23 protein-coding genes are annotated in these 22,957 nt (G+C 69.7%); 16 read left to right on the forward strand and 7 right to left on the reverse strand.

What is annotated here, in order from left to right; genetic code table 11:
* The first annotated feature begins 37 nt into the window (after positions 1–37).
* Positions 38–1,618 carry a CHASE2 domain-containing protein gene (locus tag OC534_RS09330; RefSeq protein WP_136003198.1) on the forward strand — a complete coding sequence of 527 codons (1,581 nt, stop codon included), beginning with the start codon at positions 38–40 and terminating at the stop codon, positions 1,616–1,618.
* Between the two features lie 70 nt (positions 1,619–1,688).
* Positions 1,689–2,162, forward strand: coding sequence for a DUF4442 domain-containing protein (locus OC534_RS09335; RefSeq protein ID WP_017357014.1), 474 nt, complete (start codon positions 1,689–1,691; stop codon positions 2,160–2,162).
* A gap of 20 nt (positions 2,163–2,182) precedes the next feature.
* Here OC534_RS09335 and OC534_RS09340 read toward each other — a convergent pair whose 3' ends face one another.
* Entirely contained in the window at positions 2,183–3,439 is a 1,257-nt protein-coding gene (locus OC534_RS09340; RefSeq protein ID WP_229296538.1) for a hypothetical protein, read from the reverse strand.
* Between the two features lie 120 nt (positions 3,440–3,559).
* On the opposite strand from OC534_RS09340, the gene OC534_RS09345 reads away from it, so the two are divergent.
* From OC534_RS09345 to rnfB, 9 genes are all read left to right on the forward strand, one after another.
* Positions 3,560–4,237: a DUF502 domain-containing protein gene (locus tag OC534_RS09345; protein ID WP_017357415.1), complete on the forward strand. Its 678-nt coding sequence runs from the start codon at positions 3,560–3,562 to the stop codon at positions 4,235–4,237.
* 1 nt (position 4,238) lies between these two features.
* On the forward strand, positions 4,239–5,012 hold the full coding sequence (locus OC534_RS09350) for a queuosine precursor transporter (RefSeq protein WP_017357414.1): 774 nt from the start codon (positions 4,239–4,241) through the stop codon (positions 5,010–5,012).
* A gap of 95 nt (positions 5,013–5,107) precedes the next feature.
* The gene (locus OC534_RS09355) at positions 5,108–7,030 is read left to right on the forward strand and encodes a DUF885 family protein (protein WP_136003148.1); all 1,923 of its coding nucleotides are present in this window, start codon (positions 5,108–5,110) and stop codon (positions 7,028–7,030) included.
* 17 nt (positions 7,031–7,047) lie between these two features.
* Positions 7,048–8,133 carry a serine hydrolase domain-containing protein gene (locus OC534_RS09360; RefSeq protein ID WP_262071695.1) on the forward strand — a complete coding sequence of 362 codons (1,086 nt, stop codon included), beginning with the start codon at positions 7,048–7,050 and terminating at the stop codon, positions 8,131–8,133.
* Positions 8,130–8,549, forward strand: coding sequence for a VOC family protein (locus tag OC534_RS09365; protein WP_017357411.1), 420 nt, complete (start codon positions 8,130–8,132; stop codon positions 8,547–8,549). Before OC534_RS09360 ends, OC534_RS09365 begins: the two co-directional genes overlap by 4 nt.
* 99 nt (positions 8,550–8,648) lie before the next feature.
* Entirely contained in the window at positions 8,649–9,092 is a 444-nt protein-coding gene (locus OC534_RS09370) for a DUF2147 domain-containing protein (protein ID WP_017357410.1), read from the forward strand.
* A 193-nt stretch (positions 9,093–9,285) separates the two neighbouring features.
* A complete protein-coding gene (gene metG, locus OC534_RS09375; RefSeq protein ID WP_136003146.1) occupies positions 9,286–11,361 on the forward strand; it encodes a methionine--tRNA ligase in 2,076 nt (691 codons plus the stop codon).
* Between the two features lie 57 nt (positions 11,362–11,418).
* Positions 11,419–12,009: an HAD family hydrolase gene (locus OC534_RS09380; RefSeq protein WP_017357408.1), complete on the forward strand. Its 591-nt coding sequence runs from the start codon at positions 11,419–11,421 to the stop codon at positions 12,007–12,009.
* Positions 12,010–12,034: 25 nt separating this feature from the next.
* Positions 12,035–12,469 (forward strand): Rnf electron transport complex subunit RnfB, encoded by a 435-nt coding sequence (rnfB, locus tag OC534_RS09385; protein WP_017357407.1) that lies wholly within the window; start codon positions 12,035–12,037, stop codon positions 12,467–12,469.
* Between the two features lie 22 nt (positions 12,470–12,491).
* On the opposite strand, the gene OC534_RS09390 is transcribed toward rnfB, so the two are convergent.
* Positions 12,492–12,839, reverse strand: a complete 348-nt coding sequence (locus tag OC534_RS09390) for a RidA family protein (protein WP_017357406.1) — start codon at positions 12,837–12,839, stop codon at positions 12,492–12,494.
* A 158-nt stretch (positions 12,840–12,997) separates the two neighbouring features.
* Between OC534_RS09390 and mprF the strand changes: the two genes are divergently transcribed.
* Positions 12,998–15,556, forward strand: a complete 2,559-nt coding sequence (gene mprF, locus OC534_RS09395; RefSeq protein WP_166473308.1) for a bifunctional lysylphosphatidylglycerol flippase/synthetase MprF — start codon at positions 12,998–13,000, stop codon at positions 15,554–15,556.
* A gap of 412 nt (positions 15,557–15,968) precedes the next feature.
* On the opposite strand, the gene OC534_RS09400 is transcribed toward mprF, so the two are convergent.
* From OC534_RS09400 to OC534_RS09415, 4 genes are all read right to left on the reverse strand, one after another.
* Complete coding sequence (locus tag OC534_RS09400) at positions 15,969–17,312, reverse strand: AcvB/VirJ family lysyl-phosphatidylglycerol hydrolase (RefSeq protein WP_262071696.1); 1,344 nt, start codon at positions 17,310–17,312, stop codon at positions 15,969–15,971.
* Positions 17,313–17,392: 80 nt separating this feature from the next.
* On the reverse strand, positions 17,393–18,040 hold the full coding sequence (locus OC534_RS09405) for a DUF998 domain-containing protein (RefSeq protein WP_262071697.1): 648 nt from the start codon (positions 18,038–18,040) through the stop codon (positions 17,393–17,395).
* The gene (locus OC534_RS09410; RefSeq protein ID WP_026070810.1) at positions 18,037–18,231 is read right to left on the reverse strand and encodes an oxidoreductase-like domain-containing protein; all 195 of its coding nucleotides are present in this window, start codon (positions 18,229–18,231) and stop codon (positions 18,037–18,039) included. Before OC534_RS09410 ends, OC534_RS09405 begins: the two co-directional genes overlap by 4 nt.
* A gap of 50 nt (positions 18,232–18,281) precedes the next feature.
* Positions 18,282–18,887 carry a hypothetical protein gene (locus OC534_RS09415; protein ID WP_017356326.1) on the reverse strand — a complete coding sequence of 202 codons (606 nt, stop codon included), beginning with the start codon at positions 18,885–18,887 and terminating at the stop codon, positions 18,282–18,284.
* Positions 18,888–19,132: 245 nt separating this feature from the next.
* Between OC534_RS09415 and OC534_RS09420 the strand changes: the two genes are divergently transcribed.
* A complete protein-coding gene (locus tag OC534_RS09420; protein ID WP_153165211.1) occupies positions 19,133–20,284 on the forward strand; it encodes a tetratricopeptide repeat protein in 1,152 nt (383 codons plus the stop codon).
* Between the two features lie 9 nt (positions 20,285–20,293).
* On the opposite strand, the gene OC534_RS09425 is transcribed toward OC534_RS09420, so the two are convergent.
* Complete coding sequence (locus OC534_RS09425; protein ID WP_136003141.1) at positions 20,294–20,629, reverse strand: zinc ribbon domain-containing protein YjdM; 336 nt, start codon at positions 20,627–20,629, stop codon at positions 20,294–20,296.
* A gap of 131 nt (positions 20,630–20,760) precedes the next feature.
* On the opposite strand from OC534_RS09425, the gene OC534_RS09430 reads away from it, so the two are divergent.
* From OC534_RS09430 to OC534_RS09440, 3 genes are all read left to right on the forward strand, one after another.
* Positions 20,761–22,131 (forward strand): Hsp70 family protein, encoded by a 1,371-nt coding sequence (locus OC534_RS09430; RefSeq protein ID WP_136003140.1) that lies wholly within the window; start codon positions 20,761–20,763, stop codon positions 22,129–22,131.
* 320 nt (positions 22,132–22,451) lie between these two features.
* Positions 22,452–22,751 (forward strand): YkgJ family cysteine cluster protein, encoded by a 300-nt coding sequence (locus tag OC534_RS09435; protein ID WP_082316410.1) that lies wholly within the window; start codon positions 22,452–22,454, stop codon positions 22,749–22,751.
* Positions 22,752–22,762: 11 nt separating this feature from the next.
* A complete protein-coding gene (locus tag OC534_RS09440) occupies positions 22,763–22,942 on the forward strand; it encodes a hypothetical protein (RefSeq protein WP_017356549.1) in 180 nt (59 codons plus the stop codon).
* Positions 22,943–22,957 lie beyond the last annotated feature (15 nt).

Here is a 22,957-nt window from a genome sequence, read left to right on the forward strand (position 1 = left end):
CCTGTCATGGCCGGGCCGGTTGGTGCTGGCACTGGCGATGGCAGCGCTCGCGGTTGCCGCAAGCCACTGGCACTGGTTCTGGACGCAGGACGAAGCGGTGTACGACACCTATGTCGGCGGATGGGACTACCCGCCCGACCCGCGCCTGCTGATCGTGGCCATCGACGACGCCAGCCTGCAGCAGCTCGGCCAATGGCCGTGGCCGCGAGCCACCCATGCGCGCCTGCTCGACCGCCTGACCCAGGCCGGTGCAGGGCGTGTCGCCCTGGACCTGATGCTGTCCGAGCCAGACCGCCGTGACGCCGCACAGGATGCCGAGCTGGCCGCGGCGATCCGCCGCAACGGCAAGGTAGTGCTGCCGGTTCTCGCCGCGCCGAGCAGCGGGCCACGCATGGCCGAGGAACTGCTGCCGATCCCGCTGATCGCCGCCAACGCCGCCACCCTCGGCCACAGTGACATCGAGGTGGACGCCGACGGCGTGGCCCGCGGGCTGTACCTCACTGCCGGCATCGGCTCACCACACTGGCCCGCACTGGGACTGGCGCTGGCCGATGTGCGCGGCCCGTTGCCCGGGCTGCGCGATGGCGGCACCGACGTCTCCTCGCCCTACCAGTGGCGCCGCGACCATTACGTGCGGGTGCGCTACGCCGGCCCGCCGGATCGCTTCCCGCAGGTGTCCTATGTGGACGTGCTCAACGGCACCGTGGACCCGGCGCTGCTGCGCGGCCGGCTGGTGATGGTGGGCATGACCGCCAGTGGCATCGCCCCGCCCCTGCTCACCCCGACCACGCGCGAGCGCTGGATGAGTGGCAGCGAATACCAGGCCAACGTCGCCTCGATGATGCTCGATGACAAGGTCATCCGCGTGCTGCCCGCCGCGTGGCAGAACGGCCTGACCGGCCTGCTGGTGGCGCTCTGCTGCCTCGCCCTGACCCTGCCGCGGGCGTGGCTGGGCGCACTGCTGGCGTTGCCGGTGGCGCTGCTGCTCAGCCTGGCCCTGCTGCGTGGCGGCAACCTGTGGTTCGCTCCGGCAGCCAGCCTGGTCGGCATGCTGCTGGTGATCGCGGCGTGGGCCGTATGGCGGGTCAGCGCGTGGCGCCGGCAGGCCAACAGCGATGCGCTGACCGGGCTCGGCAACCGGCTGCGCTTCGAGCAGGCTCTGCAGCAGGAGCACGATGCCGGCCGCCGGACCTGCCGCCCGCTCAGCCTGATCCTGATCGATGTGGACCATTTCAAGCGCCACAACGACCTCTACGGGCACCAGGCCGGCGACGACCTGCTACGCCGCATCGCACACGAAATCGGCGCGCACGCGCGGCGCCCGCGCGACATGGCGGCACGGTTCGGCGGCGACGAGTTCGCCCTGATCCTGCCCGACACCGGCGCGGATGGCGCGGTACAGGTGGTACAGGACCTGATCGCCGGGGTGCAGCAGCTGGAGATTCCGACCGGCCGCGGCGACATCGCCCGGATCACCCTCACCGTCGGCGTGTACACCCGGGTACCGGCCGCGGAGAGCGAACCGCGGCACTTCTTCGAGGGCGCCGATGTCGCCCTGTATCGCGCCAAGGCCGCCGGGCGCAATGGGTATGCGGTGGACGACGGCGGCACGGCCTGACCCGCACGGGCGCCACCATACGCATACGAATGTTAGACTCCGGACCCTCCTCCCTGCGCGACCGGACCCGATGGACGCCCGCCTGTTCCGCCACGGCATCAACCTGTGGCCCCCGTTTCTGTTCACCGGCATCCACGTCACCGACGTTGCCGCCGATTACCGCTACGTGCGGGTCGAACTGCGCATGCGCCCGTGGAACCGCAACTATGTCGGCACCCATTTCGGCGGCAGCCTGTTTGCGATGACCGATCCGTTCTGGATGCTCACGGTGATGCAGAACCTGGGCCGCGACTACTACGTGTGGGACCGCGCCGGCGAGATTGAATTCCTCAAGCCCGGGCGCGGCACGGTCACGGCCGAGTTCCGCCTCGACGAGGCCCTGCTGGCGCAGTTGCGCGCCGCCACGGCGGGCGGCGAGAAATACCTGCACTGGTTCAGCAACGACATCCTCGATGCCCAGGGCGAGGTGGTGGCGCGCGTGCGCAAGCAGGTGTACCTGCGCCTCAAACCCGACGCGCGCGGGGCAGGCAAGGCGGCTCCCTGAGCGATCGCCGGCGCGCCCCGTCAGGGCGCCGTGGCCGGCATCGGCACCTGCAGCATCGCCGTGATCCCTTCATCCGGCCGGGCCGTGGCACGGCGCGGAATCTGCAGCCAGCGGCCGTCGGGGCTGAGCACCGGGGTGCGGGCGGAGGAGCGCATCGACGCGGGCAGCCGCGGCAGTGCCTGCGCCGGCGGATCGGCCTGCTGGCGGAGCCAGCGCTGGGCGGCGACCAGGCGCAGCATCGCCGCGCTGTCCTGCGCGCGATCCGCATAGGGTCGCATCGTCATCGCACCGATCGCCGCCAAACGGCAACCCAGGGCGTTGGCCACACAGTCGAATCCCGCTGGCTGCGGGGCCGGTTCGCGCAGCGGCCGGTCGTCGGCCAGCGCCTGCATCGCCGCCGCGTCACAGGCCCAGGCATAGTGGGGCGCGAAGCGCGCCTCGGTCCGTGCCAGATTGAACACCAGTGGCTGCAGCACACTGCCCTGCTCGGAGGTGCGCAGCGCTGCCTGTCCCATCGCGAACTCGCCGCGCATGGCCGTGCACAGACTCTGCTCGGGCACGGTCATGGGCTGCAGGGCCGCCGTGCAGACCGGCGGCAGCGCCGCATCGGCAGGCAGCTCGGCCAGCAGGTCGGCGAGCAGATGCGCCTGGCCCTCCAGCAGGGCCGCGCCGATCATGCTGAACAACAGGTTGTCGCCGCGCCCGACCAGGCGGCGCCCGGTCAGGATGTCCGCGCACGTTCCCTGCAGCGCGCGCGGGGTATCGCCCTGCACATGTGCCAATGCATTGGCCGACAGCGTGTCGAGCAGCGGCTGCATCGACGGCAGCGGCGTCATCAGGTCGGTGTCGTAGGCGCGGAAGGGCAGCGCATAGTGGTCGAACTGCGACAGCTCGGCCACGCGCATGTGCAACGCCTCGTGGCCAACATGGGCGGCGGCGAACGCGGCCGGATCGGCGCGTACCGCCGCCAGGCAGCCGATGCCACGCTGGCCGCAACCGAACGCGGCGGTGATGGCCGGGCGCGGGAAACGCTCTTCGGCCACCGACGCCTGTGGTCGCCTGCCGGGCGCGCCCTGCTGCCAACGCGTCAGGTCCTCGGCCAGGACCTGCTCACGGGCCGCCGCATCCATGCCGTCAAACCCCAGCGTCCACACCGCCGCCGCGCCGCTGCGGCCCTCCACCGGGGGCGCCGCGCGCAGCAGCTGCAGGGCGTCCTGGTGCGCCTGCGGGACCGGCCACAGCCGCGCGGCCAGCCACGTGCCTGCAGCCAGCAGCATCAGCACCCCGATTCCTGTTGCCGCCACACGCATCGGTTTGGTCACAGCATTTCCCCTGTTCGCGACGATTGCCCGAATCAACCAGCGTAAACGCAGCCACGCCGCCGCTACAATGCGCGGATGTCGCCCGAAGCCCCCCAACTCGTTCCGCGCCCCTCCCTGCAGCGGTTGTTCCTGACCGGCCTGCTGACCCTGCTGCCGATCTGGCTGACATGGGTCGTGGTCAAATTCGTCTTCGTGCTGCTGTCGGGCATCAGCAGCCCGGTGGTGGTGCCGCTGTCGGCGCAGATCGCCGCGTCCTTCCCGCACTATCTCGGCTGGATCAAGGTCGAGTGGATGCAGAACCTGATCGGTCTGGGCGCTACGCTGCTGGTGATCCTCAGTGTCGGCGTGCTCAGCCGCCGCGTGATCGGCCAGCGCCTGCTGCGCTGGTTTGGTGCGGTGATCCGCCGTATTCCGCTGGCCAGCATCATCTACGACAGCGCCAAGAAACTGCTCGACATGCTGCAGACCGAACCAGGCAGCACCCAGCGCGTGGTGCTGATCGATTTCCCCCACCGCGACATGAAGTCGGTGGGGCTGGTGACGCGGGTGATCCGCGAGCAGGGCACCGGCCGCGAGCTGGCGGCCGTCTACGTGCCCACCACGCCCAACCCGACCTCCGGCTACCTGGAGATCGTGCCGGTGGAACTGCTCACGCCCACCGACTGGACCGTGGACCAGGCGATGAGCTTCATCATCTCCGGCGGCGCGGTCGCGCCGGAATCGGTGCCATTCACCCGCGCCGGCGACCGCTGACATGAGCGCGCGGCCGCTGCAGGATCGCGCGGTCCTGCTGTTCATCGCGCTGGCCGCGTTCTTCTGCGCCAACGCGGTGCTGGCCGAGTTCATCGGCGTCAAGATCTTCGCGCTGGAAGACACACTGGGTGTGTCTGCGTTCAACTGGAACCTGTTCGGCCAGACCGGTTCGCTCAGCTTCACCGCCGGCACGCTGCTGTGGCCGGTGGTGTTCATCATGACCGACACCATCAACGAGTTCTTCGGCCGGCGTGGCGTGAAGTTCATCTCGTGGCTGGCGGTGGCGCTGATCACCTACGGGTTTCTCTTCGCGTTCGCCGCGATCTCGCTGGTTCCTGCCGACTGGTGGGTCACCTCCATGCGCGCGCACGGCGTGCCCGATTACCAGGCCGCGTTCGCGGCGGTGTTCGGCCAGGGCATGTGGACCATCGCCGGCTCGCTGGTGGCGTTCCTGTTCGGGCAGTTGATCGACGTGGCCGTGTTCCACCGCATCCGCCGCGCCACCGGCGAGCGCCATGTGTGGCTGCGCGCGACCGGCTCCACCGCGGTGTCGCAACTGGTGGACAGCTTCGTGGTGATCTGGATCGCCTTTGTACTGGGCCCGCAGCAGTGGCCCACCTCGCTGTTCCTGGCGGTGAGCAGCGTCAATTACCTGTACAAGATGGCCTTTGCGATCGCACTGATTCCCGTGCTGTACCTGATGCGCCGTGCGATCACCCGTTATCTTGGCGCCGGGCGCGCCGCACAGCTGCGCGCCGACGCGGCGGCTGACTGAGCGCCATACGGCGCGAACCTGACCAGGCACCTGCGCTGGCCGTATCCGGTCGAATCGGGCAAGCTCCCGTGTCTGTGCGTTCACGGAAGTAGCCGATGCCCCACCCCGCCCGCGCCCTGGCGCTTGCCATTGCCGCCCTGCTGGTGTTCAGCGCTGCCGCGCCGGCCGAAGCCGCCAAGAAGAAGACCAGCCGGCCCGCGGCCGCGCAGACCCGCGCCGCCGCCAAGCCAAAGGCCAAACCGCGTGCCCGGCCTGCGGCGCCCCCTGCCCGCCAGCCGCTGGTGCGCCAGCAGACCAAGGCCGCCCAGCTCAACCGCATCTACGACGAATACTGGGATGCCGCGATGCGGCTCAACCCGCTGCAGGCCACGTTCCAGGGCGATGCGCGACACAACGACCAGTTGCCCAACATCCTGTCGGCCGCCTACCGCCAGCAATCCCATGATTTCAGCGTGGAGTGGCTGGGCAAAGTGGAGAAGATCGGCCCGGACGGCCTGACCGGGCAGGACCTGCTGAGCTACGAGATCTTCGTACGCGACGCGCGCATGTCGCTGGCCGCCGAGCAGTACCCGGGCTGGATGCTGCCGGTGAGCCAGTACTACAACCTGGGCAGCATCATGGCCATCCTCGGCTCCGGCTCGGGCGCCCAGCCATTCAACACCGTGCAGGACTACGACACGTGGTCGCGCCGCTCGCTGGGCATTCCGCCGCTGTTCGATCAGGCCATCGCCAACATGCGCCAGGGCATGGCGGCCGGCGTGGTGCAGCCGCGCGATCTGATGGAGAAGGTGCTTCCGCAGCTGGATGCCGTGATCAAGCCGACCGCCGAAGAGAGCATTTTCTGGGCACCGGTACGCAACCTCCCGGACGACTTCTCCGCTGCCGACAAGGCGCGCATCGCCGCCGAATACAAGCGCATGATCGAGTACCGCATCATGCCGGCCTACCGTGCGCTGCGCGGCTTCATCGCCACCGAATACCTGCCCGCCACCCGCGCCAGCGACGGTCTGTCGGCGCTGCCCAACGGCCAGGCCTGGTATGCGCAGAACATCGTGCAGAGCACGGCGTCCACGCTGACGCCGGTGCAGATCCACGCCCTGGCCGAGCAGCGCGTGAGCGCGCTGCAGGCGCAGATCGCCACGATCATGAAGGACAACCGCATCCGCGGCTCGCAGCAGAAGATGCTGCGCAACATGCGCACCGACCGCGATTTCCAGTACGCCAACGCCGATGCGCTGCTTGCCCGGTATAAGCAGCTGCAGGGGCAGGTCAACGCGCGTCTGCCGGGCCTGCTCGGCACGCTGCCCAAGGCGCCGATGGAGATCCGCGCGGTGGAAGCCGAGCGCGCCGCCACCGCCGCCGCGGTCAGCTACCAGCCGCCGCTGCCGGACGGCATGCGTCCGGGCATCCTCTACGTCAACACCGGCGAGCTGCCCAGCCGCCGGCGCTGGGCGGCCCCGATGCAGTACCTGCACGAAGGCATCCCCGGCCATCATGTGCAGCTGGGGCTGCAGCAGGAGCTGGATAAACTGCCGCGCTTCCGCCGCCTCGGTGGCGACATTGCCTTCGTCGAAGGCTGGGGCCTGTATGCCGAATCGCTGGGCGAGGAACTGGGCGTCTACCAGGACCCGTACGAGCGCATCGCCTACCTGCAGGGCGCGCTGACCCGCGCCGCGCGCATGGCCGCCGACACCGGCGTGCATGCGCAAGGCTGGAGCAAGCGCCAGGCCGTGGACTACCTGGTCAAAACGGCCGACCTGCCGGTCGACGACGCCACCGCCGAAGTCGAACGGTTCATGGCCCTGCCCGGGCAGACCCTGGCCAACGGCCTGGGCGAGCTGAAGATGATGGAGCTGCGCGACACGGCGAAGGCCGCGCTGGGCCCGCGCTTCGACCTGCGCCGCTTCCATGAGGAGATCCTGCGTGACGGCTCCATGCCGCTGGACATCCTCGATGCCAAGATCGCCCGCTGGATTGCCAGCGAGCAGGCTGGCGGCAGCGCCAGTCCCACGCCCTGATCGACGCGACGCCGGCCATGCACCCTGCCCGCCGCCCGCGTGCCTGGTTCCATCTGCTGTGCGGCGGCCTGCTTGCGGCGGCCCACACGGCCGCCGCGCCGGCGCTGACGCCGCCCGACCCGGGCATCGATGCACTGATGGCCCGCTATGACGGCCAGGTCCCCGGCGCGGCCGTGCTGGTGCTGCACGACGGCGTACCGGTGTTCCGCCGCGGCTACGGCCTGGCCGTGGTCGAGGACGCCACCCCGGTCACCCCGCGCAGCAACTTCCGGCTCGCCTCGGTCAGCAAGCAGTTCACTGCGGCGGCGATCCTGCTGCTGGCCCAGGACGGCACGCTGACACTGGACGACCCGGTGCGGCGCTGGCTGCCGTCCCTGCCGGCCGCCGCCGACGCGGTCACCCTGCGCCACCTGCTCAGCCACACCAGCGGCCTGCTCGACTACGAAGACCTGATGCCGTCCGGCAGTACCGCCCAGGTCCACGATGCCGACGTGCTGCGTCTGCTGGAAGGCCAGAACCGCACCCTGTTCGCACCGGGCAGCACCTACCGCTACAGCAACAGCGGCTATGCCTTGCTGGCCCTGGTGGTCGGCAGGGCGTCCGGCCAGGACTTCGCCACTTTCCTGCGCCAGCGCATCTTCCTGCCACTGGGCATGGCCGGGACGGTCGCCCACCAGGACGGCGTGGACGCCGTCACCGACCGCGCCTACGGCTACAGCCCGGTCGACGGCCACTGGCAGCGCACCGACCAGAGCCCCACCAGCGCCGTGCTTGGCGACGGTGGCCTCTATTCCTCGCTCGACGACCTGGCCCGCTGGGACGCGGCGCTGTACGACGACCGCCTGCTCCAGGCGCCGTGGCGGCAACAGGCGTTCACCCCCGCCACCCGCACCGACGAGCCGGATGTCCCGTTCTACGGTTTCGGCTGGCGCCTCAACGGCGGTGCACAGTGGCACAGCGGTGAGAGCATCGGCTTCCGCAACGTCATCCTGCGCTACCCGGAGCGGCACCTGACCGTGATCATCCTCACCAACCGCGACGGCCCCGAACCCTATCCGCTGGCACTGAAGATCGCGCAGCGCTGGCTGGACACCCTGCAATGACGCCTCCCGACGCTACCGGCCTGCTTGGCGTCCACCACGTGGCGCTGATCGGATCGGACTACGCCCGCTCCCGCGCCTTCTACACCGGGGTGCTCGGCCTGCGCGTGCTGGCCGAGAACCATCGGGCCGCGCGCGACTCCTGGAAACTCGACCTCGCCCTGCCCGACGGCAGTCAACTGGAACTGTTCTCGTTCCCCGACGCGCCGCCACGGCCCAGCCGCCCCGAAGCGCAGGGCCTGCGCCACCTCGCGTTCCGGGTCGCGACACTGGAACCGATGATCGCCCGCCTGGCCGCCGCGGGCGTCCCCTGCGAGCCGATCCGCACCGATGAATACACCGGCCGCCGTTTCACCTTCTTCGCCGATCCGGACGGCCTGCCGCTGGAGCTGTACGAGATCCCGGCCGACCCCGGCTGACGCCTGCCGCCGACACGTTCCGTACCGGAGCGAATGGGTATACAGTCGGCCCTGTACCGGCCCCGCGCCGGCATTCACGGACATCCCTGGGAGGGGAACATGCGCAAGACCTTCAAGACGCTGCTGCTGGCACTGCCGCTGGTCATGGCCGCCCTGTCGGCCAACGCCGCCGACAGCGCCGTCGGCCGCTGGAAGACCATCGATGACAAGACCGGCAAGGTGAAATCGATCGTCGAGATCACCCAGGCCACCAATGGCACCCTGACCGGCAAAGTGGTCGAGATCCTGCATTCGGACAAGGGTCCCAACCCGGTCTGTGACGGCTGCGAAGGCGCCAACAAGAACAAGCCGGTCAAGGGCATGACCATCCTGTGGAACCTCAAGGCCGACGGCGCCAGCGCCTGGTCCGGCGGCACCATCCTGGACCCGGCCAACGGCAAGACCTACAAGTCCAAGATGAAGCTGCAGACCGGCGGCGCCAAGCTCGACGTGTCCGGCTGCGTGGCCTTCATCTGCCGCGCCCAGACCTGGGTGCGCGAGTAAAACGTCCGCCGTTGCTGCACGTGTGAAGAAGGCCGACGCGGTTTTCCGCGTCGGCCTTCTGCATTTCCGGCACCCCACCCCGAGCGGGCGTCGTTGACGTTTGGCCGTGCGCGCTGGCCCACGCGGCACAGGCTGGGGGCGCATACGCCCCTCCGTGCGATAATCCCCGGTCCCCAAGGCAACAGCGCTTCCCATGACCCGCACCGCTCTCGTCACCACCGCCCTGCCCTACGCCAACGGCCCGCTCCACCTGGGCCACCTGGTCGGCTACATCCAGGCTGACATCTGGGTGCGCGCGCGGCGAATGAGCGGCGGCAAGACCTGGTTCGTGTGCGCCGACGATACCCACGGCACCCCGATCATGCTCGCGGCCGAAAAGGCCGGTGTGACCCCGGAAGCCTTCATCGCCAACATCCAGGCCAGCCACGAGCGCGACTTCGCCGCGTTCGGCGTCGCCTTCGATCACTACGACTCGACCAACTCGGCCACCAACAAGGCCCTGACTGAAGCCTTCTACCTCAAGCTCGAGGCGGAAGGTCACATCGCGCGTCGTTCCGTGGCCCAGTTCTACGATCCGGCCAAGGGCATGTTCCTGCCCGACCGCTACATCAAGGGCATCTGCCCCACCTGTGGCAGCGCCGACCAGTACGGCGACAACTGCGAAGTCTGCGGCGCCACCTACAGCCCCACCGACCTGAAGGAACCGAAGTCGGTCATCTCCGGTGCCACCCCGGAAATCCGCGACTCCGAACACTTCTTCTTCGAGGTGGGCCGCTTCGAAGGTTTCCTGCGCGAGTGGCTGGCGGGCGACGTCGCCCTGCCCGGCGTCAAGGCCAAGCTCGGCGAGTGGCTCAATGCCGAGGGCGGCCTGCGTGCCTGGGACATCTCCCGCGACGCGCCCTACTTCGGTTTCCAGATTCCCGGCCATCCCGGCAAGTACTTCTACGTCTGGTTGGATGCGCCGATCGGCTACCTGTCCAGCTTCAAGGCGCTGTGCGCCAGGACCGGCGAAGACTTCGACGCGCACCTGCGCGCCGGCACCGCCACCGAACTGCACCACTTCATCGGCAAGGACATCGTCAACTTCCACGGCCTGTTCTGGCCAGCCGTACTGCACGGCACCGGCCACCGCGCGCCCACCCGCCTGCACGTCAACGGCTACCTCACCGTGGATGGCGCCAAGATGTCCAAGTCGCGCGGCACCTTCGTGATGGCGCGCACCTACCTCGACGCCGGTCTTGAACCGGAAGCGCTGCGCTACTACTTCGCCGCCAAATCCTCCGGCGGTGTCGACGATCTCGACCTGAACCTGGGCGACTTCATCGCCCGCGTCAACGCCGACCTGGTCGGCAAGTTCGTCAACCTCGCCAGCCGCTGCGCCGGCTTCATCAGCAAGCGCTTCGACGGCCGCCTGGCCGACGCGCTGCCGGACCCGGCCCAGTACGACCGTTTCGTCGCTGCCCTGGCGCCGATCCGCGAGGCGTACGAGCGCAACGACCCGGCCGCCGCGCTGCGCCAGACGATGGCGCTGGCCGACGAAGCCAACCGCTACATCGACGATGAAAAGCCGTGGGTGATCGCCAAGCAGGAGGGTGCCGACGCGCAGCTGCAGTCGGTGTGCACCCAGGGCCTGAACCTGTTCCGCGTGCTGGTCACCGCGCTCAAGCCGGTGCTGCCGGCCACCGCCGCCCAGGCCGAGACGTTCCTGGCCGCCCCCGTGCAGGCCTGGACCGATGTGGCCTCGCCGCTGGTCGCCCACACCATCGCCGTGTACGCCCCCCTGTTCACCCGTATCGACCCGAAACTGATCGACGCCATGACCGACGCTTCCAAGGACACCCTGCAGGCCGCCACCCCGGCTCCCGCCACCCCGGCCAAAGCCGCCAAGCCGGCCGCACCGGCACCGGCACCGGCCGCCGACGGCGACGCTGCGCCGAGCTACATCGGCATCGACGACTTCGCCAAGCTCGACCTGCGCATCGGCAAGGTGCTGGCCTGCACGTTCGTCGACGGGTCGGACAAGCTGCTGCGTTTTGAACTGGACGCCGGCGAGCTGGGCACGCGCCAGATCTTCTCCGGCATCCGTGCCAGCTACGGCGACCCGGAGGCGCTGGTCGGCCGCAGCGTGGTGTTCATCGCCAACCTGGCGCCGCGCAAGATGCGCTTCGGCCTGAGCGAAGGCATGATCCTGTCGGCCGGTTTCGACGGTGGCGCACTGGCGCTGCTGGATGCCGACAGCGGCGCGCTGCCGGGCATGCCGGTCCGCTGATCGCTCCCGGGGTGGCCCCCAGGGCCGCCCCGCCTGCGCAAGCCCAGAGAGGATCGGATGGAACTGGCCCTGTTCGACTTCGACCACACCGTCACCACCTGCGACACGTACGGCCGCTTCCTGCGCCGCGTGGCCACACCCGAGCAGTTGGCGCAGGCGTGGTGGAAGATCGGCCCGTGGCTGCTGGCCTACCGGCTGAAGCTGATCTCCGCCGCGCGCATCCGTGCCCGCGTCACCCGCCTGACCTTCAGCGACCGCCATGCCGACGACATCGCCACCCAGGCCGCCGGCTATGCGCGGGACGTCCTGCCCGAGGTGGTGCGCCCGCAGATGCTGGAACAGATCCGCTGGCACCTGCAGCAACGCCACACCGTGGTGATCGTGTCCGGTTCGCTGGACCTGTACCTGCGCCCGTGGTGCGACGCGCTCGGCATCGATCTGATCTGCAACCGGCTGGAAATCCGCGATGGGCGCCTGACCGGTCGCTATGTCGATGGCGACTGCGGCCCACGCAAAGTCGAGCACATCCGCCGCCGCTACGACCTGTCGCGCTTCCTGCGCATCCATGCCTACGGCGACAGCCGCGAAGACCGGCCGATGCTGGCCCTGGCCCACGAACGCTGGTATCGCGGCAAACCACAGAAATGACCCTTCCGCGCAGCCGACGCCACGCATGACCACCGCACGCATCCCCTTGGTCGAACGCCTCGACCGCCTGTTGCCGCAGACCCAATGCGGCCAGTGCGGCTACGACGGCTGCCGTCCCTATGCCGCGGCAATGGCACGCGGCGAGGCGGGCGTGGAGCGCTGCCCGCCAGGGGGCGATGCCGGTGCGCGTGCACTGGCGCGGGTGCTGGGCGTGCCGGCCGTTCCGTTCGACCGCAGCCGCGGCGACCATGTGCCGGACCAGCTTGCGCTGATCGTGGAGGCCGACTGCATCGGCTGCACCAAGTGCATCCAGGCCTGCCCGGTGGACGCCATCGTCGGCGGCGCCAAGTACATGCACACCGTCATCGCCGACCTGTGCACCGGCTGCGGCCTGTGCCTGCCACCGTGCCCGGTGGACTGCATCGTGCTGCTGCCCCGCGGCAACGGCTCCACGCCGTAGCGCGGAGCCCTGCCCTGCCGGGTTACGGCAACGCGGCCGTCACCACGATTTCCACCTTCCACGACGGATCGGCCAGCTTGGCCTCCACCGTCGCGCGCGCCGGCGTCATGCCGGCCACGACCCATTCGTCCCACGCGGCATTCATGCCGGCAAAGTCGTTGATGTCGGACAGGAACACCTCGGCACGCAGGATGTGCTGCTTGTCGCTGGCCACCAGCGCCAGCAGCTTGTCGATCTCCGCCAGCACCTGGCGCGTCTGCCCGGTGATGTCCTGGCTGGTGTCTTCGGGGATCTGCCCGGACAGATAGGCAACCTTGTTGTGCACCGTCATCTCGGACATGCGCGGGCCGACGTCGAAGCGTTCCAACATGGCGATTACTCCTGTGGGTGATGAACGCATTGTCGCCGATGCGACGTGAGCGCAGCCAGCACCCTTGGCAAGCGCCGGCATCCGGCGCACGATGCGCCCGCACGCCGCCATGCGCTGCCTTGACTCTCCCATCGCCCGCCCCGGAGCACGCTGTACCGATGACCGACCCCTCCCCGGCTCCCACGCCCTCCCGCGCCGCCTGGCGCCGCGCGGCCACCGTCATCGTCAGCCTCGGCATCCTCGCGCTGGCCCTGCACGGGCTGGCCAACGAATTCGACGAACATGGCTATCGCGCCATCCGTGAGGCGTTCCGCCATCTGGGCGGCGGGCAGATCGCGCTGACCGTGCTGCTCGGCCTGGCCAGCTATGCCTGCCTGATCGGCTTCGACGCGATCGGCCTGCGCCGCAGCGGCAAGCGGCTGCATCCGGCCCGCGTCGGCATCACCGCGTTCCTCGCGCACACCCTCGGGCAGACCCTCGGCTTCGCCGCTCTCACCGGCGGTGCGGTGCGACTGCGCGGCTATGGCGGAGCGGGCCTGTCGCTGGGTGAGATCGGCCAGGTAGTGCTGATGAGCACGTTGGGGTTCGTGTTCGGCGCCTGGGTGCTGTTGTCGATGGCGTTCCTGCTCGAGCCCGGCGCGGCGGCGCTGGCCCTGCCGGTATCGGCGCAGGTCGTACGCGCGTTCGGCGTGGCCGGGCTGCTGGCCTATGCCGTCACCGTGCTGCTGGTCGGCCGCGATGGCCGCACGTTCCGCATCCGCGGCCATGCGCTGTGGCTGCCCGACCGCCGCACCATGCTCGGCGTCACCGCGTTGAGCATGGTCGAACTGGTCCTGGCGGCGGCGGCGTTCTACGTGCTGCTGCCGATGGAGTCGCCCACCGGACTGCCCGGCTTCGTCGGCCTGTATCTGGTGGCGGTGCTGGCCGGGCTGATCTCCAGCGTGCCGGCCGGTCTGGGCGTGTTCGAATGGAGCCTGCTCAAGCTGTTGCCGCAGGTCGCACCTGCATCCGTGCTCGCGGCCGCGCTGATCTACCGGGTGACCTACTACGTGGTGCCTCTGCTGCTGGCCACCCTGCTCGCGCTTGCACCGGCGCTGCGGCGGCCACTGCGCGCCAGTGCCGGGGCCACCCGCGCCGGCTGGACCGCGCTGCGTCCGTGGCTGCCGCAGATCATCGCGCTGGCGGTCTTCAGCGTGGGCGCCGCGCTGGTCATCGACGGCACGCTGCCCACCCCGCGCCGGCATCTGCTCACCGCCTCGCTGCCGATCCTGGAGACCTCGCACCTGCTCGGCAGTCTGGCCGGCGTGGCGCTGCTGCTGATCGGCCAGGGGCTGCAGCGGCGCAGCCATGCCGCCTGGATGCTGGCGCTGGCGATCTGCGTGATCGCCCCGCTGCCGATCTGGCTGCGCGGCGGCCAGGTGCTGATCGCGCTCTCCGCGCTGCTGGTGGCCACGGCATTGTGGGCCTCGCGCCGCGAGTTCTACCGCCAGGGCGCGCTGCTGGACGAAGCCTGGTCGTGGCCGTGGATCCGCAATCTCGGGCTGGTGCTGGTGGCGGTCATCTGGCTGCTGTTCTTCGTGTACAGCCATGTCGAGTACCAGAACGAGCTGTGGTGGCAGTTCGCGCTGTCCGGCAACGCGCCGCGCGCGCTGCGCGCACTGCTGGTGGTGGCCATCGCGCTGACCATCTTCGGCCTGGCACGGCTGCTGCACAGCACGCGTACCCCGCTGCCGCCGGCAGATGCCTCGACGCTGGACGCGCTCGCACCGATCCTGCAGCGCGCCGAAGACACCCAGGCCTGCCTGGTGCTCACTGCCGACAAGGCGGTACTGCGCGACCCGGCACAGACCGGCTTTGTGATGATGCAGCGCTACGGCGGGTCGCTGATCGCGATGGGCGACCCGGTGGGACCGCCGGAGACCGCACGCGAGCTGATCTGGCGCTTCCGCGAGGAAGCCGACCGGCTCGGTCTGCGCCCGGTGTTCTACCAGGTCGGCGAAGCGCACTGGCAGACCTACCTCGACCTGGGCCTGACCCTGGTCAAGCTCGGCGAGGAGGCGATGGTGCCGTTGCAGGGCTTCACACTGGAAGGCCGCGACCGGGCCGACCTGCGTCAGGCCTGGAACCGCGGCAAGCGCGGCGGGCTGAGTTTCCGCGTGGCCCCGGCCGAGGAGGTTCCGGCCCTGTTGCCGGCGCTGTCGGCCATTTCCCAGGCATGGCTGGACGACAAGGCCGGCGACGAGAAGGGCTTCTCGCTGGGCAGCTTCGACCCGGACTATCTGGCGCGCTTCCCGGTGGCGTTGGTGGAAGCGGAAGGCCGCATCGTGGCCTTCGCCAACCTGTGGCAGGCGCCGGCCGGCCACGAGCTGTCGGTGGACCTGATGCGCCACGTCAACGATGCACCGAAGGGCACGATGGATTTTCTGTTCATCGAGCTGTTCCTGTGGGGCCGTGACCACGACTTCCAGCGTTTTTCGCTGGGCATGGCGCCGTTGTCCGGCCTGGCCCAGCACCGCCTGGCCGGACGCTGGAACCGGTTTGCCAACGTGGTGGCCCGGCATGGCGAACGCTTCTATGGCTTCAGCGGGCTGCGCCGCTTCAAGTCCAAGTTCGCCCCGGTCTGGCGTTCGCGCTACCTGGCCGCGCCGGGCGGCATGCACCTGCCCGCCGCCCTGCTCGACGCCACCCGCCTGATCTCCCTGGACCCGCGCCGATAACGCACCGCCACCGACACCCCGCGCGCTGCGCGCGATAGCCGATCCACGGTCGGCTCTCCCCCTGCCAGGTCACCCCCACGCATGCCCGTAGCGCCGGGCGCTGCCCGGCTGCTCTCCGCACCGCGACCGACACCCCGCGCGCTGCCAGCGATAGCCGATCCACGGTCGGCTCTCCCCCTGCCAGGTCACCCCCACGCATGCCCGTAGCGCCGGGCTCTGCCCGGCTGCTCTCCGCACCGCCACCGACACCCCGCGCGCTGCGCGCGATAGCCGACCCACGGTCGGCTCTCCCCCTGCCAGGTCACCCCCACGCATGCCCGTAGAGCCGGGCTCTGCCCGGCTGCTCTCCGCACCGCCACCGACACCCCGCGCGCTGCGCGCGATAGCCGACCCACGGTCGGCTCTCCCCCAGCTACCGCGCCGGAAGATGCGCCAGCAGCGTCTGTGCCAGGCGGTCGTAGTCACCCTTGAAGTGATGGTCCCCGGGCAACCGGATCACCTGCGCGCTGCCCGGCGGCAACGCCGGACACAACGCGTCGCCATCGTCTTCGCCATACAGGCACAGCGTCTTCCCCGGCGGCAGGCGCGCCACTTCGGGGGCGATCGGCAGGCCGTCACCGCCACCGCCCAGCCAGTTGCTGACGTGGAACTCGTAGTCGGCCTTCCGCCCCACCGACATCAACGCAATCATCCCCAGGCTGTCGCGCGTGGCCGGCGACAGCTGATTGATCGCGGCCGGAAGCACATCCGCGCCCTGCGAGAACCCGATCAGCACCACGCGCTGGCGCTGCCATTGCTGGCGATAGTGCGCAGCGATGCGCTCCAGGTCGCGGGCAAAGCCCTGCGGCGTGCGTTCGCTCCAGAAATAGCGCAGCGAATCCACGCCCACCACCGACACCCCCGCATCGCTCAATGCCGCGGCCACTTCCTTGTCGAGCCCCGCCCAGCCGCCATCACCGGACACGAAGATGGCCAGCGTGTCACCGGGCTTGGACGACGGCACCTCCACCACCGGCAAGCCCTTGAGGTCATCCGGCGGCGGCGCCAGGCTGACACCCTGCTGCGCACCCAGCACCTGCGCGGCGGCCAGCAGACCGGGCAAGGCGTCGCCGCTCGCGGTGCGCTGGAACGGTCGGGCCATCGCAACGCGGCGCAGGAACACCCCCGCATCACCGGCGCGGCAATGCGCCTCACCTGCGGCATTCAACCACGGGAAGCTCAATTCGGTCGGCTGCAGGCGGCCGTGGCTGACGCCCGCTCCGCAGACCATGCGTTCGCGCGCGCCATCCGGACAGAAGTCGGTGGTCAGCAGGCCGGCGAACACCTGCGTATCGGCCTGCGCGGCGACCGCGTAAGCCAACTCGGCGCCTTCGCCATCCCCGCCGATCAGCGGCAGGTGGTACCCGGGCAACTGCAGGTACGCCTGGAACCAGCGCGAGAAATTCTCGACATCGCCCGCACCGAAACCGCAGCTGCCACCGCCATCACGTGCCACGCTGCGGCGCAGCCGGGCCACATCGACCACGGCCACCAGCGCGCCCTGCGCGCGCAGCGCGGCCACGCGCGCGGCACTGCGGCCCGGGTCACGGCCCCCGTCGAACCACACCACCACCCGCTGCGGATGGCCCTCGGGCAGGTACACCGGGGTGTCCTGGAATCGACCGTGACTGACTGTCCGTGGCGGCGTGGCCGCGGCCGTTGCCGCCGTGCCCACCATCACCAGCGCCAGCACCTTCCCCCACGCGGCTCGCCGCATCGTCTCGCATCCTCGGATAGATGCGCCACACGATACGCCGGTCGCCGGCCAAGGGCATGTACACAGACTGGCCGCAGCGCTCAGCGCCGCGCCGGAGCGGCCTGCACGCGGGTCTGCCGCCACTGCTGCCAGGCAACCGCCAGCAGCCAGGCCACCAGCGCCGCGATCACCACCTTCTGCCCGGCACCGCGCGGCGGCCCGCGCCACAGCACATGCAGCCACAGCAGAACGAAGCTCAGCCAGGCCCAGCCCCAGGCCGCGCCCGCCCAGCGCGACCAACGAGGATCGGCACGCAGGTACCAGCTCTGCAGCAGCATCGCCACGCTGGCGCACAGGAAGGCGGTATTGGCGGCGATGCCGTGTACCAGCGGCGCCAGCAGCGGTGCATGCGCAGGCAGCCAGCTGTCGCCGATCGCCACGCCCATCAGCCCCACCCCGGCCACGCAGAACAGCATCGGGGCCGCCGCACTGCGGCGCGGCGAGCCACTGCCGGCGTGCAGCGACATGGCCAGCAGCATGATCGCGATCGCCAGCATGCAGTAGGCGCTGCGCAGGGCCAGGCCCCAGGGGCCGTGCAGATACAGGCTCAATGTGGCGCGGACCCAATCCAGGTCGTCACGGGCGACCTGCGTCCAGACCGCGGTCGCCACGAACAGCAGCAGCGCCAGGATGGCCACCTGCGCGAACGCCCCCTGCCAGCGCGGGGACGGTCGCACCGGCCGGCTCACGGCACCTCCGGATGGCGCAGTTTCCAGGCGGCCAATGCGGCGCGGTACTGCTGCAGCTCATCGCTGTACATATCCAGCACGCACAGCGGGCAGCCGCTGCCGCAGCATTCGTTGGGCCCCGGCTCTTCCGGCGGTCGCGGACGCGGATCGGTGGGGTCGGGGTCGGTGGGATCACAAGCAGGCGCAGACATCGTGCGGACGACCAGGCAACGGGTGTGCCGGTCAGTGTAGCCCGCGACCTTCAGCGCTCAAGCAGCCGCCGCAGGTTGGACCGCGCCGGTGCGTCCAGACGCTGGTGGAAAAAGTCGCTCAGGAAAATCCGCGGCTTCATCAGCACCTTCCGCAGGAACCGCTTGCGCTGCATGCGGAACAGGAAGCCGGGCACGTGACCGGCGTACTCTTCTGCGATGCCACGGTCATAGGCGTCGAAGACCGGCGCCGGTGCGCCGAGAATGGCCATGTCGCAATCGAGGAACAACGCGGCCTCGGCATCCACGTCCGACGCAGCCAGCGTGCCGTGGCGCGCGGTCAGTTCGATCAGCTGCACCACCCGTTCGACATCGATGCCCTGCTTCGGCAGCCAGCGCGCGATCGCCTCGCGGGCCAGCTCCGCCGACCGCGCCTCGTTGTCGCTGCGCCCGGCGTCGTAGATCGCGTCGTGATACAGCGCGGCCAGCTGCACTTCGGCCGGCGCCTGCCAGCCGGGGCCGTCCACGGCCACGGTCAGGCAGTGCCGCAGCACCGCCTGTACGTGCGCGAAGTTGTGGTACGCCCGTGGCGGCTCGGTGTAGCGGGCTTCCAGCTCGGCGAGCTGGGCAGGCGGCAGCGGAATCGGTTCAAAGCGCATGCACCATGATTGGCCGGCGCGCAGGCGCTGGCAACCCCGTGCCCGTCCCTGCGCCCGGCGTTTTTTTCACCACCCTCGTGACGCCCTTGCGGCGCAGGCGCCGCCGACGGTTATCCACACCTTTACCCGGTGCCCATCCACACCGGCTGTGGATGGCCGGATACGCCGATGAGCGGCGTGCGCACCGCCCACGCCGGGCATAGACTGGCGGCGACTGGCCCCAGCCCTGCTGCGAGGAGACCGCCATGACCGGTAGCACCGCCCTGCTGTTGAGCCTGGCCCTGGCCGTGCCCGGGCTGGCCGTCGCCGCCGACGCAACGGCGCCGCCGCCGGCTGCCACCCCCCTGCCCCCGGTGTCGGTCGTGGCCACCGGGCCGATCCCCAGCCCGGACCAGGTCATGGCCATCCCGCCGGCGCTGCTGGCCCTGCTGCACGCGCGCGTGATCACCCCGTCGCTGTCGCGCGAGCAGCGCCTGCAACGCCTGATCACCCTGATCTTCGATGCGCAGGGCATGAACCTGGGCTACGACGCCGACGCCACCCTCACTGTGGCCGAGACCTGGGAAACCCGGCGGGCCAACTGCCTGGCCTTCACCCTGCTGTTCGTCAGCCTGGCCCGCGAGGCCGGCATCGATGCGCACGTGCAGGAGGTCAACCAGGTGGTGTCCTGGTACCAGGACCAGGGCGTGATCTACAGCGTTGGCCACGTCAATGCGGGCGTCAACCTGGGCGGCCGCAGCGCGGTCGTCGATCTGGACCGCAACGTGCTGTACGACCGCGAGGGCCCCAGGCAGATCACCCGCGAACGTGCGTTGGCGCATTTCTACAACAACCGCGGCGCCGCCCGCATGGCCGCCGGCGACCTGGTCCTGGCACGCGCCTACTTCCGCCAATCGCTGCAGATGTCACCGGAGTTCGCCTCGGGGTGGAACAACCTGGGCGTGCTGGACACGCGCGAAGGCCGCCTGCAGGCCGCCGTGGTCGACTTCAGATCCGCCCTGCGCTACGCGCCGCAGCATGCCGCGGCGCTGTCCAACGCCAGCACGCTGTACACCCGCATGGGCGACACGCGTGAGGCCGAGCGGCTGTCGCGCCGGCTGGCGCTGGTGCACCGTCGCGACCCGTTCGTGCAGTACATGCTGGGCGCCGACGCGGAGAAGAAGCAGGACTATGCGCAGGCGATACGCTATTACAAACGCGCCGTGCGCCTGTACGAGGAAGCGCACCAGTTCCACTTCGGCCTGGCCCGCGCCTACTTCATGGTCGGCGATACGCAGCATGCCGGCGAGGAGATGCAGCGGGCGCGGGCGCTGGGCGGGGATGCGCTGCAGCAGCGCTACCAGGCCAAGCTGGACAGTCTGAACCGCTGGCGCCTGCAGAACGTGCAGGCGCGATGACCGCCGCGATCAGGCCTTCTTGAGGAAGCAGGTCTTGAGGACCAGGCCCTTGATCTTGTCCGAGTTGCCTTCGATGTGCTCGGCGTCGTCATCGACCAGGCGGATGTTGCGGATCACCGTACCCTGCTTGAGCGGGATCGAGGACCCCTTGACCTTCAGGTCCTTGATCACCGTGACCGTGTCACCGGCCGCCAGCGCATTGCCGTTGCTGTCGCGGACGACCAGCGCCTGCCCGGCGCTTTCGCCGGCGGTCCACTCGTGGCCGCAGTCGGCACAGATCCACAGCGCGCCATCGGCGTAGGTATTTTCCAGGGTGCATTGGGGGCAGGCGGGAACAGCGGACATCGGGACAACCTCGGGCATTCAACGATCACTATTGTAGCCTCCCGGTGGCACCCGCTGCCCCAGCGCCCTTGCGCCGGCGGGCGCCTTGCCGCACAGTGCGCGCCCCCTGACCACCGGCCCGGCCCTCCCGCATGAAAATCGGCATCGACTTTGGCACCAGCAATTCCGCCGCCGCGGCAGTGGTCGACGGCAAGGTCGTCCCGATCCAGTTCGGGCAGGCGCAGCAGTTCCGGACCACGGTGTACTTCCCCGAGGTCATGCGTGACCCCAACGATTTCGAGCTGACGCCGGCGCTGGAGCACGAACTGGCCCGCCTGGTCGACGCGGCAGCGCGCGACGCCCGCGCCGCGGGCCAGGAACGGCCGCACGACGCGCTGCGCCGCGAGGCGCTGCGGGTGGTGCGGCGGCAGTGGATGGAAGAGCAGATGCGCGCACCGCTCAGTTCGACCACCCTGCTGCAGAACGCCGTGTACGGCGACGATGCGCTGGAAGCCTACTTCGAAGAGAACGAGGGCAACCTCGTGCAGAGCCCGAAATCGATGCTGGGCTACAACCTGCATCCGCGCGCGCGGCAGACCATCACCGGTATCGCCACCCACATCCTGGAACACATCCGTCTGACCGCCTCGCGTCAGTTCGACACGCCGGTGCGCACCGCCACGCTCGGCCGCCCGGTGCAGTTCCGCAGTTCGATCGGCGAGGCAGGCAACGCACAGGCCCTGGAGATCCTGCACAGCGCAGCGATCGCCGCCGGCTTCGACAGCGTCGACTTCCTCGAGGAGCCCGCGGCGGCGGCCATGCATTACCACGCCGAAAGCACGCAGGAACACGATGCGGTGGTGGTGGACATCGGCGGCGGCACCACCGATGTCGCACACGCCCGCGTCGGCGGCCCCCGGGCGCCGCGCATCCACCGCGCCTGGGGTATCGCGCGCGGCGGTACCGACATCGACCTGGCCCTGAGCCTGGGCGGCTACATGCCGCTGTTCGGCCGCAACATCACCCGCGTACCGACCCACCACTACGTCGAGGCGGCGATGGTGCAGGACATGACCCGACAGCGCGATTTCCGCCAGCATGACTACCGCGACGTCGACGCCCCGTTCGGCAAGCGCCTGCAGGCCCTGCAGGACACCGGCAACACCGCGCGCCTGTACCGCGAGGTGGAGCGCTGCAAGATTGCCCTCAGCAGCGAACCGGGCCACCGCAGCGCACTGGACTTCATCGAACGCGACCTGGCCGTGGACGTCGACGCTCCGCGCCTGGAAGCGGCCGCCAGCGGCTACATGGGTGAACTGGCCGGCCTGCTGGCGCAGGTCCGCGCTGACATCGGCCACGATCCGGCGGCGGTCTTCCTGACCGGCGGCATGTCGCGCGCCGGCTACCTGCAGCAGGCCGTCGCCGCCGCCTTCCCCGGTGCCACCCTGGTGCGCGGCAACCCGTCCTTCGGTGTGGTGCACGGCCTGGCATGGGCGGCGGCGGAACCGTCAGTGGCCGGCTGAGGCGGGCCGCACCAGGCCGCCGGAGCCCTTGTCGCACAAGGCTTTCGCCGCGTGAAGCGCGCGCATTAACAAAACGTTACGCCGAAAGCGCTATCATCTTTCGGCTTCAATGCGCAATGCGCATGACCTTCCGGGCCTGATCCAGGCCACTGTCTCTGTCGATGCTGCCGCCCCGTGGACCCGTCCTGTGGCGCCGGGATCGTTTTTACGCTGCGATCCGGCTCGTTCCCAGCACGCACTGCCCCGAGCCGCCAAGAGAGATTCCATTGGGCGAACGCCTGGCTTCACCAGCCCCTTCCATCGTAGCCGAACCGGACCCCATCGACTGTCGCCGCTGCGACGCGGTGTGCTGCCGGCTCTCGGTCACGGTGATGCCCGACGACGCGGTTCCCGGCCATCTGCTGGATACCGACGAACTGGGCCGCACCGTGATGGCGCGCAACGACGAAGGCTGGTGTGCCGCGATCGACCCCTACCATCTGCGCTGCACGATCTATTCGCAGCGCCCCGCGATCTGCCGCCAGTTTTCGATGGGCGGCGATGACTGCCGCACCGTGCGGCAGGACTACCGTCGACAACAGCACGATCTGTCGACGCTTTTTTCACCGATCCACCCATAGCAGGAGCATCCATGGCCCGTACGCCAAAGACCTCCCCCAAGGCAGGCAACACCGTTCGCGTCGACCGCAAGCAAGGGTCCAACACCGCCGTCAGCAGCGCCAGCATCGCTGCCGACCTGGCTGCCTTCCGCAAGGGCGGCGGCAAGATCGAAGTGCTGGGCAACACCCTGGCGCTGAAGAAAGCCGGTTGACCTCGCAGCCGACCG

This window comes from Stenotrophomonas sp. Marseille-Q5258 (genome assembly GCF_946900935.1).
GTDB lineage: Bacteria > Pseudomonadota > Gammaproteobacteria > Xanthomonadales > Xanthomonadaceae > Stenotrophomonas > Stenotrophomonas nematodicola.

What these genes read in the sequence shown, in the direction of transcription:
- OC534_RS09330 (WP_136003198.1), top strand. Translation starts at nt 38, where the DNA reads ATGGCAGCGCTCGCGGTTGCCGCAAGCCACTGGCACTGGTTCTGGACG.
- OC534_RS09335 (WP_017357014.1), top strand. Translation starts at nt 1,689, where the DNA reads ATGGACGCCCGCCTGTTCCGCCACGGCATCAACCTGTGGCCCCCGTTT.
- OC534_RS09340 (WP_229296538.1), bottom strand. Translation starts at nt 3,439, where the DNA reads ATGCTGCTGGCTGCAGGCACGTGGCTGGCCGCGCGGCTGTGGCCGGTC.
- OC534_RS09345 (WP_017357415.1), top strand. Translation starts at nt 3,560, where the DNA reads ATGTCGCCCGAAGCCCCCCAACTCGTTCCGCGCCCCTCCCTGCAGCGG.
- OC534_RS09350 (WP_017357414.1), top strand. Translation starts at nt 4,239, where the DNA reads ATGAGCGCGCGGCCGCTGCAGGATCGCGCGGTCCTGCTGTTCATCGCG.
- OC534_RS09355 (WP_136003148.1), top strand. Translation starts at nt 5,108, where the DNA reads ATGCCCCACCCCGCCCGCGCCCTGGCGCTTGCCATTGCCGCCCTGCTG.
- OC534_RS09360 (WP_262071695.1), top strand. Translation starts at nt 7,048, where the DNA reads ATGCACCCTGCCCGCCGCCCGCGTGCCTGGTTCCATCTGCTGTGCGGC.
- OC534_RS09365 (WP_017357411.1), top strand. Translation starts at nt 8,130, where the DNA reads ATGACGCCTCCCGACGCTACCGGCCTGCTTGGCGTCCACCACGTGGCG.
- OC534_RS09370 (WP_017357410.1), top strand. Translation starts at nt 8,649, where the DNA reads ATGCGCAAGACCTTCAAGACGCTGCTGCTGGCACTGCCGCTGGTCATG.
- metG (WP_136003146.1), top strand. Translation starts at nt 9,286, where the DNA reads ATGACCCGCACCGCTCTCGTCACCACCGCCCTGCCCTACGCCAACGGC.
- OC534_RS09380 (WP_017357408.1), top strand. Translation starts at nt 11,419, where the DNA reads ATGGAACTGGCCCTGTTCGACTTCGACCACACCGTCACCACCTGCGAC.
- rnfB (WP_017357407.1), top strand. Translation starts at nt 12,035, where the DNA reads ATGACCACCGCACGCATCCCCTTGGTCGAACGCCTCGACCGCCTGTTG.
- OC534_RS09390 (WP_017357406.1), bottom strand. Translation starts at nt 12,839, where the DNA reads ATGTTGGAACGCTTCGACGTCGGCCCGCGCATGTCCGAGATGACGGTG.
- mprF (WP_166473308.1), top strand. Translation starts at nt 12,998, where the DNA reads ATGACCGACCCCTCCCCGGCTCCCACGCCCTCCCGCGCCGCCTGGCGC.
- OC534_RS09400 (WP_262071696.1), bottom strand. Translation starts at nt 17,312, where the DNA reads ATGCGGCGAGCCGCGTGGGGGAAGGTGCTGGCGCTGGTGATGGTGGGC.
- OC534_RS09410 (WP_026070810.1), bottom strand. Translation starts at nt 18,231, where the DNA reads ATGTCTGCGCCTGCTTGTGATCCCACCGACCCCGACCCCACCGATCCG.
- OC534_RS09415 (WP_017356326.1), bottom strand. Translation starts at nt 18,887, where the DNA reads ATGCGCTTTGAACCGATTCCGCTGCCGCCTGCCCAGCTCGCCGAGCTG.
- OC534_RS09420 (WP_153165211.1), top strand. Translation starts at nt 19,133, where the DNA reads ATGACCGGTAGCACCGCCCTGCTGTTGAGCCTGGCCCTGGCCGTGCCC.
- OC534_RS09425 (WP_136003141.1), bottom strand. Translation starts at nt 20,629, where the DNA reads ATGTCCGCTGTTCCCGCCTGCCCCCAATGCACCCTGGAAAATACCTAC.
- OC534_RS09430 (WP_136003140.1), top strand. Translation starts at nt 20,761, where the DNA reads ATGAAAATCGGCATCGACTTTGGCACCAGCAATTCCGCCGCCGCGGCA.
- OC534_RS09440 (WP_017356549.1), top strand. Translation starts at nt 22,763, where the DNA reads ATGGCCCGTACGCCAAAGACCTCCCCCAAGGCAGGCAACACCGTTCGC.